Consider the following 15,895-nt stretch of genomic DNA (forward strand, 5'->3'; position numbering starts at 1 on the left):
ATAACCGTTCGCGGTTATACGCCGCCACACCGTCCGTATCACCCACCCCATGGCTGAGTGCGAAGTCGCTGGGCTCCCGCGTCCGCGGGAGTGACACTGGGAATGGGCGCCCCGCGTTCCTAAGAAAGGCTGTCCTCGCCGCCCTGCATGCCGGCCAGGTACGCGCGCGGCGCCATGCCGGTGTGTTCACGGAAGCAGCGGTAGAACACCGACAGCGAGTTGAAGCCGACGGCGAAGGCCAGTTCGTCGATGCGCGCCGTCGGTTCCTGCTTCAGGCGCTCCAGCAGGTGGCCGATGCGCGCCTGGTTCAGGTAGCGGTAGAAGCTCTGCCCGAGCACCTGGTTGAGCAGGTAGGAAATCTGGTTGCGGGTGTAGCCGGTGGCCTTGGCCAGGCGTTCCAGGTCCATGTCCGGGTCGAGGTAGGGGCGGGCGCTGGCGAAGTGCGACTCGATGTCCAGCAGCATCTGCCCCACCTGCGCCGAACTCAGGCCCAGGCGCTGGCGTTCGGCGCCGCCGTCCAGGCTCTGCTCGCGCACCGGCGTGGCGTATTCGTGGACGCGCCAGATCAGCCCGTCGCGCACGGTGATCGCCTCGCTGGCGCGGAACGACGCCAGGCGGCTGCTGCGCCGCAGGGTCAGGCGCGACTGGTACTGGATGAACGCGGTGTCGCCGTCGGCGCGGATGCGGTCGATGTGCTCGATGCGGTGCTGCGGGCTGCGCGGCATGGCCGTGCGCACGTAATTGGGCAGCTCGGCGGCGGGAATCTCCAGGTCGTTGAAGAAGTCGCAGTAGTGCACCTCGGGGTGGAACAGCGCCAGCACCCCCTCGATGTCGCGGTTCATCCAGCACTGGTGATAGCGGGTGACCACCTCGCGGGTGCGTTCGGTTTCCTCGTCCATCCATATCCTCCGCGGTTCGTGCGGCCCAGCATAGGGCGCGCGCGGTGCGCTGCCCAGCGCTGCGGGCACGCGGATTCCGAGCGGGCCCGGAAGAACGACGGCGCGGCCCGGCGCGCCTAGTTTGCGGCCAGGGCCGCAACCACCATAACAAGGCCCGACGAGACTCCTGCCTAACAAGAATTCACCCTGGGAGAGACTATGAACAAGCGTGCGTTGGGTTGTCTGGCCGGGTTGCTGGCCGGCGTGTCGCTGCAGGCGTCGGCGGCGCCGCAGGAAGTGCATTTCGCCAACTGGGCCGACTATATCGGGCCGACGGTGCTGGCCGACTTCCAGAAGGAAACCGGCATCAAGGTGGTGCTGGACGCCTTCGAGTCGGACGAGGTGCTGGAAGCCAAGCTGCTCACCGGGCATTCCGGCTTCGACGTGGTGGTGCCCTCGGCGGACTTCCTCGCCCGCCAGCTCAAGGCCGGCGTCTACCGCCCGCTGGACGAGGCGCAGCTGCCCAACCGCAAGAACCTCGACCCGGCGCTGCTGGCGCGCCTGGCGCAGTCCGACCCCGGCAACCGCTACGCCGTGCCCTACCTGTGGGGCACCGTGGGCGTCGGCTACAACCCGGCGAAGGTCAAGGCCGCCCTCGGCGCCGACGCGCCGCTGGATTCCTGGGACCTGGTGTTCAAGCCGGAAAACCTGGCCAAGCTCAAGGGCTGCGGCGTGGCCTTCCTCGATTCGCCGGCGAAGATCATCCCGCTGGCCCTGCATTGCCTGGGCAAGGACCCGAACAGCAACAACCCGGCCGACTACGAAGCCGGCGCCAAGCTGCTGGAAAGCCTCAAGCCATCGGTAACCTACTTCAGCTCCACCAAGTACATCGCCGACCTGGCCAATGGCGACGTCTGCGTGGCCATCGGCTTCTCCGGCGACGTGCTGCAGGCGCAGAAGACCGCCCGCGAGGCCGGCGCCAAGGTGGACGTGGAGTACAGCGTGCCGAAGGAGGGCACCAATATCTGGTTCGACAACCTGGCGGTGCCCAAGGACGCGAAGAACCCCGAAGGCGCCCAGGCCTTCATCAACTACCTGATGCGCCCGGACGTGATCGCCCGCACCAGCGACTACCTGCACTACGCCAACGCCAACCTGCCGGCCAAGGCGCTGATGGACCCGAAGGTGCGCGACAACCCGGCGGTCTACCCCGACGCGCAGCTGGTCAAGAGCATGTACGTCAGCCTACCGCCGGCGCCGGCGATCCTGCGTCTGATCACCCGCGACTGGAGCCGCATCAAGTCCGGCGTCTGACCCGACGCGCCACCGGGGCCCACCCGGTGGCCAATGGCAAGGGGGCGTTCACACCTGTGAATCAGCCGGCGAGCGCGGCCTAGAGCGGCTCGTGGGACGACAGTGACAAATCGGGACAGCAAGGGTGACGGCCAGCTATAGCGTTTTAATTCCAAAACGCTATCATCTGCGCCGATCAACGATAAAGGCGCCCCGATCAGGACGATCGAGGGCCCGCCACCAACACTTCCCAGTTTGTGAGCAACCCGATGCGCTTCGCCCCTTCCCTGGAGCCTCGTTTCCGAGGTTTTCCCCTGGCCCCGCTGTGCCCCGTTGTCGTGGTTTCCCTGTGCAGCCTGTTCAACCTCGCCCAGGCCGCCCAGCCCGGCGCGGACATCGGCGCCGCCGTGCGCCAGGCCGACCGCCTGCAGAACCAGCAGCGCGAACAGATCGAGCGCCAGCGCCAGCAGGACCTCAACTCCGAAGCGGCGCCCACGCGCCTGCAAGTGCAGCCGCGCGCGACCCCGGACCGGGTCTCGGCCACCTGCCGGGAGATCCGCAGCATCTCGGTGACCGGCGTGACCCTGCTGAGCAAGGCCCGCGTCGACGAACTGCTGGCCCCGTACCAGGACAAGTGCCTGGGCGTGGCGGAGATCGAACGCATCCTCGGCGCCTTCACCAACGCCTACATCGAGAAGGGCTACGTGGCGGCGCGCGCCTACCTGCCGGGGCAGGACCTGACCACCGGCAAGCTGCAGGTGCAGATCGAGGAGGGCAAGCTGCGCAGCGTGCTGCTGGACGACGGCGGCAAGGATTCCGTGTGGCTGCCCGGGGTGACCCTCGGCATGCTCGGCAAGCCGCTGAACCTGCGCGACCTGGAACAGGCGCTGGACCAGATCAACCGCCTGCGCTCCAACGACGCGACCATGGACATCCAGCCCGGCAGCGCGCCCGGCGACAGCGTGGTGACCTTCCACAACGCGCCGACCCGGCGCTGGCACGCCGGCCTGAGCTTCGACAACTACGGCCAGGAAGCCACCGGGCAGAACCAGCTGGGCGCCAACCTGGCGCTGGACAACCCGCTGGGCCTGAACGACTACATCAGCTTCAGCCACCAGCGTTCGCAGCCCTACGACACCGGCCAGCACTCGTCCTACCTGAGCAACCTGTCGTACGTCATCCCGCTGGGCTACAGCACCCTCAGCCTGAGCGCCTCCGACTCCGAGTACGCCAGCCTGCTCAGCGCGCCCAGCGGCGCCAAGCTGCACACCAACGGCAACTCGAAGAACTACTCGATACGCCTGGACCACGTGCTCTGGCGCGGCCAGCAGTCGCTGTGGACGCTGTCCGGCTCGCTGACCCAGAAGAAGAGCGAGAACTACCTGGAAGGCATCCTGCTGGAAGTCAGCAGCCGCAACCTGACGGTGTTCGACCTCGACTCCAACTTCACCACCCAGGTCGCCGGCGGCGCCCTGACCCTGAGCGGCGGCGTGGCCCGCGGCCTGAAGTGGTTCGACGCACTGGACGACGCCGACCACCTGCCGGACTGGGCGCCGCGCGCGCAGTTCACCAAGCTCAAGTACGGCGTCAGCTACTACCGGCCGTTCCAGCTGGCCGGCGAAAGCTTCTCGCTGAACTCCTCGTTCTCCGGCCAGTACGCACTGGACGTGCTCTACGGCTCGGAGCAACTGTCCATCGGCAGCCCCTTCACCGTGCGCGGCTTCGCCGAAACGCCGATCAGCGGCGACCACGGCTACTACCTGCGCAACGACCTCAGCTGGACCCGCCCGCTGGCCCTGATCGGCGGCCGCGCGCTGACCCTGCGCCCGTACCTGGGCGCCGACTACGGCAGCGTGCGCAACCGCGCGCCGAACACCCCCGGCGGCGAGCTGAGCAGCGTCTCCGCCGGCCTCGGCCTGTACTACGGCGCGCTCAGCATCGACCTGCTGGAATCGCACCCGATCAGCTCGCCGGGTTACCTGGGCTCCGCCGCGGACGGCGACTCCACCTTCTTCAACGTCAGCCTGGCCCTATAAGGACATAGACCATGAACCATGTCTTCCGGATCATCTGGAGCGTCGCCCGCGGTGCCTTCGTGGTCGTCTCCGAGCTGGCCAGCGTGCGCGGTAAGCGCGGCGAACGCGCCGGCCTGTGGCTGGGCAGCCGCCCCGGCGTGTTCCTGCTCACGCCGATCTGCGCGGCGCTGAGCATCAATACGGTGATGGCCGCCGGCACCCAGGTGGCCAGCGGCAACACTCAGGTGTACAACGCGCCCAACGGCGTGCAGGTGGTCGACATCGCCACCGCCAACGGCGCCGGCGTATCGCATAACCGCTATTTGAACTACAACGTCGACCCCACCGGCCAGGTGCTCAACAACAACTCGGCGCTGACCAAGGCCGGCGCGCTGCAATCGCAGCTGGCCGGGCAGATCGTACCGAACGTCAACCTGACCAACGAGGCCAAGGTCATCCTCAACGAGGTGGTGGCGCCCAATCGTTCCTCGCTGCAGGGCTACACCGAGGTGGTCGGCGGCAAGGCCGACGTGATCGTCGCCAACCCCTACGGCATCACCTGCTCGGGTTGCGGCTTCATCAACAGCGACCGCGCGACCCTGACCACCGGCGTGCCGACCATCGGCGCCGACGGCCGCGTGGCCGGCTTCTCGGTGACCCAGGGCGACATCCTCGTGGAAGGCGCCGGCATCGACGCGCGCAATCAGCAGGTACTCGACCTGGTGGCGCGCTCGGTGAAACTCGACGGCCAGCTCAACGGCCAGGACGTCGGCGTGGTCGCCGGCAGCAACGACTTCGCCTACGCCGACCGCAGCGTCACGGCCAAGGCCGGCAGCGCCGACAAGCCGCTGTACGCCATCGACTCCACCGCCCTGGGCGGCATGTACGCCAACCGCATCCGCCTGCTCGCCACCGAAGGCGGGGTAGGGGTGCGCATGCGCGGCGAAGCGGCGGCCAGCGCCGACGACTTCACCCTCACCAGCGCCGGCAAGATCGAGCTGAACAGCAGCGTCAGCGCCCAGCGCGACCTCGCCGTGACCTACACCGGCAGCGACGCCAGCGATGCCGGCGCCATCACCGTCTCCGGCAGCCAGGCGCGCCTGAGCGCCAAGCAGGACCTGGCCTTGACCGCGCAGAACGGCGGTGGCGTGACCCTCAACGAGGGCGCGCTGAGCGCCGGCCGCAACCTCGATATCGAGGCTGGCAGCCTCACCGACAGCTCGTCCGGCGCGGCCCGCTTCGCCAGCGCCGACAGCCACCTGGACATCAGCGGCGCGACCCGCGTCGACGGCTCCAGCTGGGGCGCCGGCAACGACCTGGGCGTGGAAACCGGCACCTTCAACGTCGGCGCCCTCGGCGCGACGCTGTACAGCGGCTCCAACGCCGGCGCCAGCAACGCCCTGAGCATCAGCGCCGACAGCGGCGAGATCGACCTGGCCAACGCCTCGCTGCAATCGGTCGGCAACATGAATCTGCTGGCCAGCGCCGGCGACCTCAAGGTCGGCAGCGGCGGCAGCCTGAAGAGCAAGGCCACGCTGACCGCGGCGGCCTCCGGCACCCTGGAGCAGAAGGGCAGCCTGCAGAGCGCGGGCGACATGACCCTCAAGGCCAGCGACGCCTCGGCGCAGCTGAACAACAGCGGCTCGATCCAGACCAGCGGCAACCTGAACCTCGGCGCCGACGGCCATACCCTGGGGCTGAACAACCAGGGTTCGGTGCAGGCTGACGGCAGCCTGACCGCCAAGCTCGACTCGCTCGCCAACGGCAGCGCCAGCAATTCCAGCGCCAGCATCCAGGGCGCCAACCGCGACGGCCGCACCAACCTGCAGGTCGGCGGCGCGCTGAACAACTACGGCAAGCTGCTCGCCAGCACCGACCTGACCATCCAGTCCGCCAGCCTGTTCAACGGCGGTTCGCTGGAGTCGGTAGGCGACCTGACCCTCGGCGCCAGCGGCCACTCGATGACCCTGGACAACCAGGGCACGCTGCGCAGCGCCGCCAACCTGCAGGCCACCCTCGACTCGCTGAGCAACGGCAGCGCCGGCAACGCCAATGCAGTGATCGAAGGCGCCCACGACAGCGGCGACGTTGACCTGAAGGTCGGCGGCACCCTGAGCAACTACGGCACGCTGCGTTCCAACGCCGACCTGGACGTCCAGGCCAGCCAGCTGAACAACAACGGCACCCTGGCGGTCAACGGCGACCTGACCCTGGGCGCCGGCGGCCCGGCGCTGACCCTGAACAACCAGGGCAAGGTGACCGTCGACGGCAGCCTGACCGCGACCCTCGCCGCGCTCACCAACGGCGCCGCCGGCAACACCGCCGCACAACTCAACGCGGCCGTGCTGCGCGGCACCAGCAGCCTGGACATCAGCGGCAACCTGAGCAACTACGGCACGCTGCAGTCCAACTCGGACCTGGATATCCAGGCGGCCCAGCTGAACAACTACGGCACCCTCGGCACCAACGGCGAGCTGACCCTCGGAGCCGCTGGCCCGGCGTTGACCCTGAACAACCAGGGCAAGCTCACCGCCGACGGCAACCTGACCGCGACCCTCGCCGCGCTGACCAACGGTGGCGCCGGCAACACCGCCGCGCAGCTCAGCGGCGCCGTGCTGCGTGGTACCAGCAGCCTGGACGTCAGCGGCAACCTGAGCAACTACGGCACCCTGCAGTCCAACTCGGACTTGGATATCCAGGCCACGCAGTTGACCAACAACGGCACCCTGGTCAGCAAGGGCGATCTCATCCTCGGTGAAACCGGCCGCGCCCTGACCCTGAACAACCAGGGTTCCCTGCAGTCCGACGGCTCCCTGACCGCGACCCTGACCTCGCTCACCAACGGCAGCGCCAGCAACACCACCGCCAGCCTCAACAGCGCCGTGCTCGGTGGTACCAGCAACCTCGATATCAGCGGCACCCTGGCCAACTATGGCAGCCTGCATTCCAACGGCGACCTGGACGTCCAGGCCAGCCAGCTGAACAACAACGGCACCCTGGTAACCAATGCCGACCTGACCCTCGGTGAAGCCGGTCGCGCGGTGGTCCTGAACAACCAGGGCACCCTGCAGGCCAACGGCAGCCTGACCGCAACCCTGGCCTCGCTCACCAACGGCGGCGCCAGCAACAGCAGCGCGAAGATCGTCGGCGCCACCCGCAGCGGCAGCGTCACCCTGAACGCCAGCGGCGCCCTGAACAACTACGCGCTGATCCTCGCCAACACCAACCTGACGGTGCAGGCGGCCAGCCTCTACAACTCGGCCACCGCGGGCATCGCCGGCCTGCAACAGCTGGCACTGACCGCCTCCAGCGGCAACATCGACAACTACGGTTCGCTCTACGCCGGCACCGCGCTGAAGCTCACCGCCAGCTCGGGCACCGTGCGCAACCGCAGCAACGCCGAGATCAACAGCAGCGGTTCGCTGACTTCCAGCAGCCGCGACTTCGTCAACAACGGCGCGGTGGTGATCGCCGGCAACGGCACCATCACCACCAGCAACTCCTTCGTCAACCAGACCCTGTACAACGGCGGCGCCATCGGCAAGGCCTGGGACGGTGCCGTGGCGGTGCCAGGGGGCGAACACAGCGTCGAGATCGCCGACGACGGCGCCGGCAGCGACGGCATGAACGCCGACGTCTACAACCAGGACATCACCCGCACCGAGCACTTCGTCGACAGCAACGGCAACACCCTCGACACCGCCCTGGTGACCGGGCTGACCAAGGCGCAGATCATCGCCAACGGCGCCGGCAGCACGCTATCCATCAACTACGGCGCCAGCGGCCTGAACGATGGCGCGGTGATTTCCGCCAATACCGTGAACATCGGTGGCAGCGGTACCTTCACCAACCAGGACCTGGTGCTCTACAAGTACAACCTGACCCGCCGCTGGATCGCCATCGAGGACGGCGGCAACTGGATCTACTGGGCGCGCATCGACAGCGACCCGCAGTACCTGTGCTACTGGAACAACGGCACCGCCGGCTGCACCGGCAAGGACGACGGCGGCCCCAACGGCCCGGACGACGACGACTTCAACTGGGACAACTGGACCCCCGGTGGCGGCCACTGGGCCGTCGGCGAAGGCTGGGTGTCGTACCGGGATGTCAACCAGGCGAAGGAAGCGGCCATCGCCGGCGCGGCCTTCGTCGGCGCCAGCACCGTGGCTTCCAGCGGCGCGGGCATCTATGGCGGCACGGTGAACTTTACCTCTGGCACCCTGAACAACATCGGCTCGCCCTGGCCGGACGACGAGAGCCTGGTCAAGCGGGGCTCCAGCGTCGGCGCCAGCGTCAACAGCACCAGCGGCGGGAGCAACGCCGGCAGTGCCAGCGGGGCGGGCAGCGCGACCGGCAGCAACAGCGCCTCGGGCGCGGGCAGCGGTAGCGGCGTGTCCGGCGGCTCCGTGCTGCCGGGCCTGAACATCAGCCTGCCGACCAACCCCAACGGCTACTTCGTGGTCAGCAAGGACCCGAAGGCCAAGTACCTGGTCGAGACCAACCCCAACTACGCCGTGGGCTCGGACTTCGTCGGCTCCGACTACCTGGCCGAGCGCTACGGCTACAACCCGGACGACGTGCAGAAGCGCCTGGGCGACGCCAACTACGAGGCCTACCTGATCCGCCAGCAGCTGATCCAGCTGACCGGCAACAACGTCATCGCCGGCTACGACAACGAAGCCGCGCAGATGCAGAAACTGATGGACCAGGCCTACGAGCAGGGCCAGAGCCTGGGCCTGGAATTCGGCAAGGCGCTGACCCCGGAGCAGGCGGCGAACCTGACCCAGGACATCGTCTGGATGGAGGAGGTGGATGTCGGCGGGCAGAAGGTCCTGGCCCCGCGCGTCTACCTGGCACCGACCACTGTCGCGGCGGTCGAGAGCGGCGCGGTGATTTCCGGCAGCAACGTCAACATCGCCGGCGACGCCCTGAACAACACCGGCGGCACCATCGCCGGCGGCAACTCGCTGACGGTGAAGACCAGCGGCGACGTGACCAACACCAGCGGCACCCTGAAAGGTGGCGACGTCAGCGTCACCTCCACCGGCGGCAGCGTGACCAACCAGACCCTGGCCATCACCAACGGCGACAACGCCTCGCGCGGCACCGCCATCGGCAAGACCGCCAGCATCGAGTCCAGCGGCGACCTGAACATCGACGCGGCCAAGGACATCAACGTCAAGGGCGCCAATGTCAGCGCCGGCGGCGACGCCTCGCTGGCGGCCGGCGGCAACGTCACCGTCGACACCATCGTCGACTCCCGCGCCACCACCGACACCGTGTCCCACGGCGGCTTCCTCGGCGGCAGCTCGACCACCACCAACGTACAGACCGAGAAGAACATCGGCTCGACCCTGTCCACCGGCGGCAACCTGAAGATCAGCAGCGGCGGCGACACCGTGCTGGCCGGCAGCCAGGCCAAGGTCGGCGGCGACCTCGGCGTCGACGCCGGCGGCGACTTCCGCGTCGAAGCGCGGCAGGACAAGGAAACCGTCTCCACGGTCACCAGCAAGTCCGGCCTGGGCGTCGGCGGTGGCCTCTACGGCACGCAGAAGACCACCACCACCGACTTCACCGGCACCAACGTCGGCTCGACCCTCAGCGTGGGCGGCAACGCCGACGTCAACGCCGGCAAGTCGATGGTCATCCAGGGCTCCGACGTCGACATCGGCGGCAACGCCAGCCTCGACGCCAAGCAGGGCATCTCGGTGCTCGACGGCCTGGACGAGAAGCGCACCACCACCCGCACCGAGACCACCACCTTCCTCAAGGCGGACAGCTCCGGCGGCGCCGAGGCCAAGGCCCTGGCCGGCGCCGGCGGCATGCAGGCGGGCGCCTCGGCCGAGGCCAGCGCCGGCGGTTCGGCGAACCTCAAGCTCGCCGAAACCAGCGTGACCACCAGCCACGACGGCAAGAACACCAGCGTCGCTTCCAACCTCAAGGTCGGCGGCAACCTGGACATGAAGAGCGACGGCACCGTCACCGTGCAGGGCTCCAACGTCGAGGCCGGCGGCAACCTGAACGTCGACGCCAAGGACGTGCAGGTGCTCACCGGGCGCAACGAGGAGTGGCACGACAGCACCACCAACACCACCTCCGTCGGCATCTACAACGACGCGTCGGCCAAGGCCGGGGCCTCGGCTTCCGCCGGCGTCAGCGGCCTCGGCGTGGCCGGCGCGGGCGCCGAAGCCGGTGCCGAGGCGAGCACCACCACCACCATAGGCGCGCGCCACGAGCATTCCGAGGAGTCCAGCTACAACCTGAGCAACTCGGCCTCGACCCTGAAGTCCGGCGGCGACATGAGCATCAACGCCAAGGGCACCGCGACCTTCCAGGGCGCGCAGGTGGAATCCGGCGGCAACATGGACATCAACGCCACCGACATCCGCAACGTCGCCGCCCAGGACGTGAGCACCAGCAGCAGCTCGGCGCAGACCCACACCGCCGGCGTCTATGTGGGCACCAGCGCCTCGGCGTCGGGCAGCGCCTCGGCCAGTTCCACCGGCAAGGCCGACGCCGAAGGCAGCGCCTCGGCGGAAGTCAGCGCCGGCCTGCGCTACTCCTACGAGGCGGAGAGCAACAGCGAAGGCTCGGTGACCCAGGTCACCAACAGCTTCAAGTCCGGCGGCAACTTCACCCGCAACGCCAGCGACACCATCACCGACCAGGGCACCCAGGTGGAGGCGGGCGGCAACATCACCCAGACCGCGCGGGCGATCCACGACGAGGCGGTGTCCGACTCCAGCTGGTCCAGCAGCGACGCGCAGAGCCACGATGCGCGCATCGGCGTATCCGCCGGGGTCGAGGCCAGCGCCAGCGCCTCGGGCGGCAGCTCGGCCGGCGGCGGGATCGGCGGCAAGGCCTCCTACGAGGGCTCGATTTCCAGCGACAGCGAGAAATCCAGCACCGCCGTCACCAGCGGCTTCAAGGCCGGCGGCAACATCAGCTCCACCAGCAAGGACGAGACCAACCTGGTCGGCACACAGTTCCAGTCCGGCGGCGACACCTCGATCAGCGCCGGCTCCCTGGACTACAAGGCGGCCCAGGACACCAGCAGCTCCAGCGGCAGCAGCCACGACATCAGCGTCGAGGTGAAGGTCTCCGAGAGCGACGCCAGCGCTTCGGCCAGCTACGACATGAGCCACTCCAGCTCAAGCTCCAGCACCGCGCGCACCGGCAGCATCCAGGCCGGCGGCAACGTCACGGTGAAGACCGGCGGCGACGCCACCTTCGAAGGCACCGACATCGCCGCCGGCGGCAAGGCCAGCGTGGACGCCGGCGGCAACGCCACCTTCAAGGAAGCGCGGGACACCTCCAGCAGCTCCGAGGTCGGGCTTTCCCTGAGCGGCAGCGCCTCCTCGGGCAAGAGCGACAGCGGCGGCACCGAGAAGGAAGGCGAGGCGGGCGTCGGCGTGGGCTACAGCACCGCGTCCAGCGATACCGCGCGGGTCGGCTCGATCAGCGGCGGCCAGGGCGTGAGCATCAGCAGCGGCAAGGACACCACCCTGGTCGGCACGCAGATCCAGTCCGGCGGCGACACCTCGATCAGCGCCGGCGGCCAGGTGAAGCAGGAGGCCGCGCAGAGTAGCTCGTCCAGCTTCGGTATCCAGGCCGAGGCCTCGGTCAGTGGCAAGAGCAGCTCGGAGCCGGCCTCCGGCGGCGACAGCAAGGCCGCCCAGCCGGCGAAGAAGGCCGAACCGGCGAAAGCCGCCGAGGGTGCCAAGGCCGGGGAAGAGGAGGAGGGCCCGGAAGGCGAAAGCTCGCTGGACCTGCAGGTGGGCTCCAGCCACCAGTCCACCGGGGTCAACATCCAGTCGGCGGGCAAGGTGAGCATCAAGCAGAACCAGCAGTGATGCGCGCCGCCCGGTAAGTCGTGCGATGCCCTCCTCGGAGGGCATCGTGCTTTCCGGCGCTTGGCTTTTTCCCAAGGGCGACTACAGTTAGCCATATGGCTAACAAAAACACCGCCCTCGTCGACGTCTTCCACGCCCTGGCCGACCCGACCCGCTGCGCCATCGTCGGCGCGCTCGGCCGTGGCGCGCGGTCGGTGTCCGCCCTGGCGGAGCCCTTCGACATGGCCCTGCCGTCGTTCCTCAAGCACCTGCGGGTGCTGGAAAGCAGCGGGCTGATCCGCAGCCGCAAGCATGGCCGCACGCGCACCTGCGAGCTGGTCCCGGCGCGCCTGGCCGAAGCCGAGGGCTGGCTGGCCGAGCAGCGCGCCCTGTGGGAAGCGCGGGCCGAGCGCATGGTGGAATTCGTCGAACGCCTGCACCAGGAGGAAACCCGCGATGTCCGCAAACCCTGATCCCCGCGACCTGATCATCACCCGTGTCCTGCAAGCGCCGCGCAGCGCCCTGTGGCGCGCCTGGTCCGAGCCCGAGCTGCTGAAGCAGTGGTGGTGCCCGAAACCCTGGCAGACCGAGGTGCTGGCCTTCGACCTGCGCCCCGGCGGCGCCTTCCACACCCTGATGACCGGCCCCGACGGCGGCCGCAGCGACAACCCCGGCAGCTTCCTCGAAGTGGTCCCGCAGCAGCGCCTGGCATTCACCTCGCTGCTCACCGCCGGCTGGCGGCCGCACACGCCCTGGCTGGGCTTCAGCGCCATCATCGAAATGGCCGACGAAGGCCCCGGCTGCCGCTACACCGCGCGGGTCATGCACCCCGACCCGGCCACCCGCGACCGCCACGAAGAGCTGGGTTTCTTCGACGGCTGGAACACCGTCATCACCCAACTGGAGGCGTTCGCCGCCACGCTGCGCTGAGCCTTGGGCCAGCGGGGCTGGACCAGGATCCGCGATCGGGATGCGCCCTACAGCGAACAGCGACGCTCCTTAACGCCTGACGGATGAACTCCCCCTAGGGTTCGCGGGTCTGCAACTGCCCTCCGCGAATCCGAATGAATATCCGTCACCCCCTCTGCCAGGCGCTGGCCAGCGTCCTGGCCGGCCTGCTGTTCCTCAACCCCATCGTCGCCACGGCGGCGCAGCTCGCGGTGGACGCGGCCGCTGGTGGCAACGCCAGCCTGGGCGCGGCGGGCAACGGGGTGCCCATCGTCAATATCGCCACGCCGAATGGCGCGGGACTCTCGCACAACAAGTTCAGCGACTATTCCGTCGGCCAGCAGGGCCTGATCCTCAACAACGCCACCGGCAAGACCGCCAGCACCCAGCTGGGCGGCATCGTGCTGGGCAACCCCAACCTCAAGGGTCAGGCGGCGCAGAAGATCCTCAACGAGGTCACCGGCGGCAACCCTTCGCGATTGCAGGGCTATACCGAAGTGGCCGGGCAGGGTGCCCACGTCATCGTCGCCAACCCGCACGGCGTGACGTGCAACGGCTGCGGCTTCATCAACACGCCACGCATCACCCTCACCACCGGCAAGCCGATCCTCGCCGGCGAGCGTTTGCAGGGCTATGACGTCGATGGCGGCGCGATCAGCATCGAGGGCGCTGGGCTCAACGCTGGCAACGTCGACCAGTTCGAACTGATCACCCGCAGCGCCAAGCTCAACGCCGACCTGTACGCCAAGCAGCTCAGCGTGGTGGCGGGGCGCAACCAGGTGGACGCCGAGACCCTGGCCGCCAGCACCAAACCCGACGACGGCAGCGCCAAGCCGCAACTGGCCATCGACAGTTCCGCACTCGGCGGCATGTACGCCAACAGCATCCGCCTGGTGGGCACCGAGGCCGGTATCGGCGTGAAACTGGCCGGCAACATGGCGGCCAGTGCCGGCGATATCCGCATCGACGCCAACGGTAAGCTGGAGCTGGCCCAGGCCTCGGCCAGCGCCGACCTGGCACTGAAAGGCCAGGACATAGCGCTGAGCGGCCCGGCCTATGCCGGTGGCAGCGCTTCGGTGCAGGCCACTGGCACCTTGAGCAATGCGCAGAGCCTGGCGGCGGGCTCCCGTGTCCAGCTGAGCGCCGTGCGCCTCAGCAACAGCGGTGTGATCGAAGCCGGCGTCAGTCCGGAAGGCAAGGGCGATCTCTCGATCACCGCCCAGACCCTGCGCAACGCCGGCAGCCTGATCGCCTCACGCGATCTGAACGCTAGCGCCGCGACCCTGGACAACCGCAACGGCCGCATCGGCGGTCAGCTCATCCGCCTCAGCGGCGGCAGCCTCGACAACCGCCAGGGCCTGTTCGCCGCCGGTCAAAGCCTGAGCCTCGACCTCGATCACCTGGACAACCGCGAGCAGGGCCTGCTCAGCAGCCAGGGCCGGATCGACGGCCGCGTCGGCAGCCTGGACAACCAGCAGGGCGGCATCACCGCCCAGGCCATCGACCTGCGCAGCGACACGCTGAACAACCACGGCGGCAGCCTGTTCGCCAACGACCGCCTGGCCATCGGCGGCGGCGACTTCCTCAACAGCGGCGGCCAGGTCAGCGCACTCTCCATCGACTTCAGCCTGCGTGGCACGCTGGACAACACCCTCGGCCTGTTCGAGGCCAGCAACCAGCTCACCTTGGCGGCGGCCAGTCTGAACAACAACCAGGGCCGCCTGCGCGCCCTGGGTGAGCAGGGCACCACCCGGATCACCACCAGTGGCCTGCTGGACAACCGCAACGGCAGCCTGGAAAGCGCCGCGCAGAACCTGCTGATCGGTAGCGGTTCGCTGCTGAACGACAACGGCAGCGTGCGTCACCTGGGTAGCGGCGAGTTCGGCCTCGACCTGGCCCAGGCCGGCCTCGCCGGCGGCAGTTTCATTTCCAACGGCAGCCTCAGTTACCAGGCCGCCAGCTGGACCAACGCCAGCCTGATCCAGGCCCGCGAGCTCAATCTCGACATCGGCCAACTGACCCAACTCGCCAGCGGCCAATTGCTCGCCAGCGGCACCTTCAACGGCCGCGGCGGCGACTGGAGCAACGCCGGCAACATCGCCGGTGGCGCCCTCACGCACATCGACCTCGGCGGCCAGCTGGACAACAGCGGCCGCCTCACCAGCGACGGCGACCTTCGCGTGCACGCCGCCAGTCTGAACAACCACGGCACCCTCGGCAGCGGCGCCAACCTGCGCCTCGAAACCCCAAGCCTGCTCAACGAAAACGGCCTGATCTTCAGCGGCGCCGACATGACCCTGCGCGTCGGCAGCTTCACCAACCGCTTCGCCGACGTCTTCAGCCTGGGCGCGCTGGACCTTGCCGCCGACGACGCCGGCAGCCGCGCCGCGCGCCTGGACAACCTCTCCGCGACCCTGGAAAGCCAGGGCGACATGCGCCTGAACGTCAGCGCGCTGAACAACGCCCGCGCCGTGCTGGTGGTCAACGACGCCGGCAAGTACACGGCGCAGATCGTCGAGGTGAACTGCTACAAGTACCTCAACGACTCCATCGCCGACTGCTCCGGCAAGCGCAACGGCGTCTGGGAAATCACCGAGCGCGACAAGCTCGAAGTGCTGCAGGCCAGCGCCGCGTCCTCGATCAGCGCCGGCGGCGACCTGCGCATCGACGCCGACCAACTGAACAACGCCAGCAGCCAGATCGCCGCGGGCGGCAACCTCTACGCCACGGTGAACCGCCTGACCAACCAGGGCGTGGTCACCGGCGAGATCGAGACGTTCCGCGTGTTCGTCTCCCAGCGCACCGAACACATGGGCAGCTGGCGCGATGAAGCGGACGCCTTCAGTGACCAGTTCTGGTACGAAAGCCCGAATTACCGCGACGACCCAGCGGGTCTGGCGGCAGGCCTCAGCCACTTCCTCGCCCGCAC

The 15,895-nt window shown here is 68.5% G+C and carries 7 protein-coding genes; 6 read left to right on the forward strand and 1 reads right to left on the reverse strand.

Annotated elements, in window-relative coordinates:
• Positions 1–119: 119 nt before the first annotated feature.
• Positions 120–899, reverse strand: a complete 780-nt coding sequence (locus P3W75_RS17850; RefSeq protein ID WP_276228645.1) for an AraC family transcriptional regulator — start codon at positions 897–899, stop codon at positions 120–122.
• Positions 900–1,097: 198 nt separating this feature from the next.
• On the opposite strand from P3W75_RS17850, the gene P3W75_RS17855 reads away from it, so the two are divergent.
• The 6 genes from P3W75_RS17855 to P3W75_RS17880 all read left to right on the forward strand — a co-directional run.
• Entirely contained in the window at positions 1,098–2,192 is a 1,095-nt protein-coding gene (locus P3W75_RS17855) for a polyamine ABC transporter substrate-binding protein (RefSeq protein WP_430765382.1), read from the forward strand.
• A gap of 317 nt (positions 2,193–2,509) precedes the next feature.
• The gene (locus P3W75_RS17860) at positions 2,510–4,207 is read left to right on the forward strand and encodes a ShlB/FhaC/HecB family hemolysin secretion/activation protein (protein WP_276228646.1); all 1,698 of its coding nucleotides are present in this window, start codon (positions 2,510–2,512) and stop codon (positions 4,205–4,207) included.
• 11 nt (positions 4,208–4,218) lie between these two features.
• Positions 4,219–12,039: a hemagglutinin repeat-containing protein gene (locus P3W75_RS17865; protein WP_276228647.1), complete on the forward strand. Its 7,821-nt coding sequence runs from the start codon at positions 4,219–4,221 to the stop codon at positions 12,037–12,039.
• 95 nt (positions 12,040–12,134) lie between these two features.
• The gene (locus P3W75_RS17870; protein ID WP_276228648.1) at positions 12,135–12,491 is read left to right on the forward strand and encodes an ArsR/SmtB family transcription factor; all 357 of its coding nucleotides are present in this window, start codon (positions 12,135–12,137) and stop codon (positions 12,489–12,491) included.
• On the forward strand, positions 12,475–12,948 hold the full coding sequence (locus P3W75_RS17875) for an SRPBCC family protein (RefSeq protein ID WP_276228649.1): 474 nt from the start codon (positions 12,475–12,477) through the stop codon (positions 12,946–12,948). The genes P3W75_RS17870 and P3W75_RS17875 overlap by 17 nt, the downstream gene beginning before the upstream one ends.
• A 134-nt stretch (positions 12,949–13,082) precedes the next feature.
• On the forward strand, positions 13,083–15,895 hold a 2,813-nt coding region (locus P3W75_RS17880; RefSeq protein ID WP_276228650.1), incomplete at its 3' end, for a filamentous hemagglutinin N-terminal domain-containing protein.

This window comes from Pseudomonas citronellolis (genome assembly GCF_029335315.1).
Classification (GTDB): Bacteria; Pseudomonadota; Gammaproteobacteria; order Pseudomonadales; family Pseudomonadaceae; genus Pseudomonas; species Pseudomonas citronellolis_A.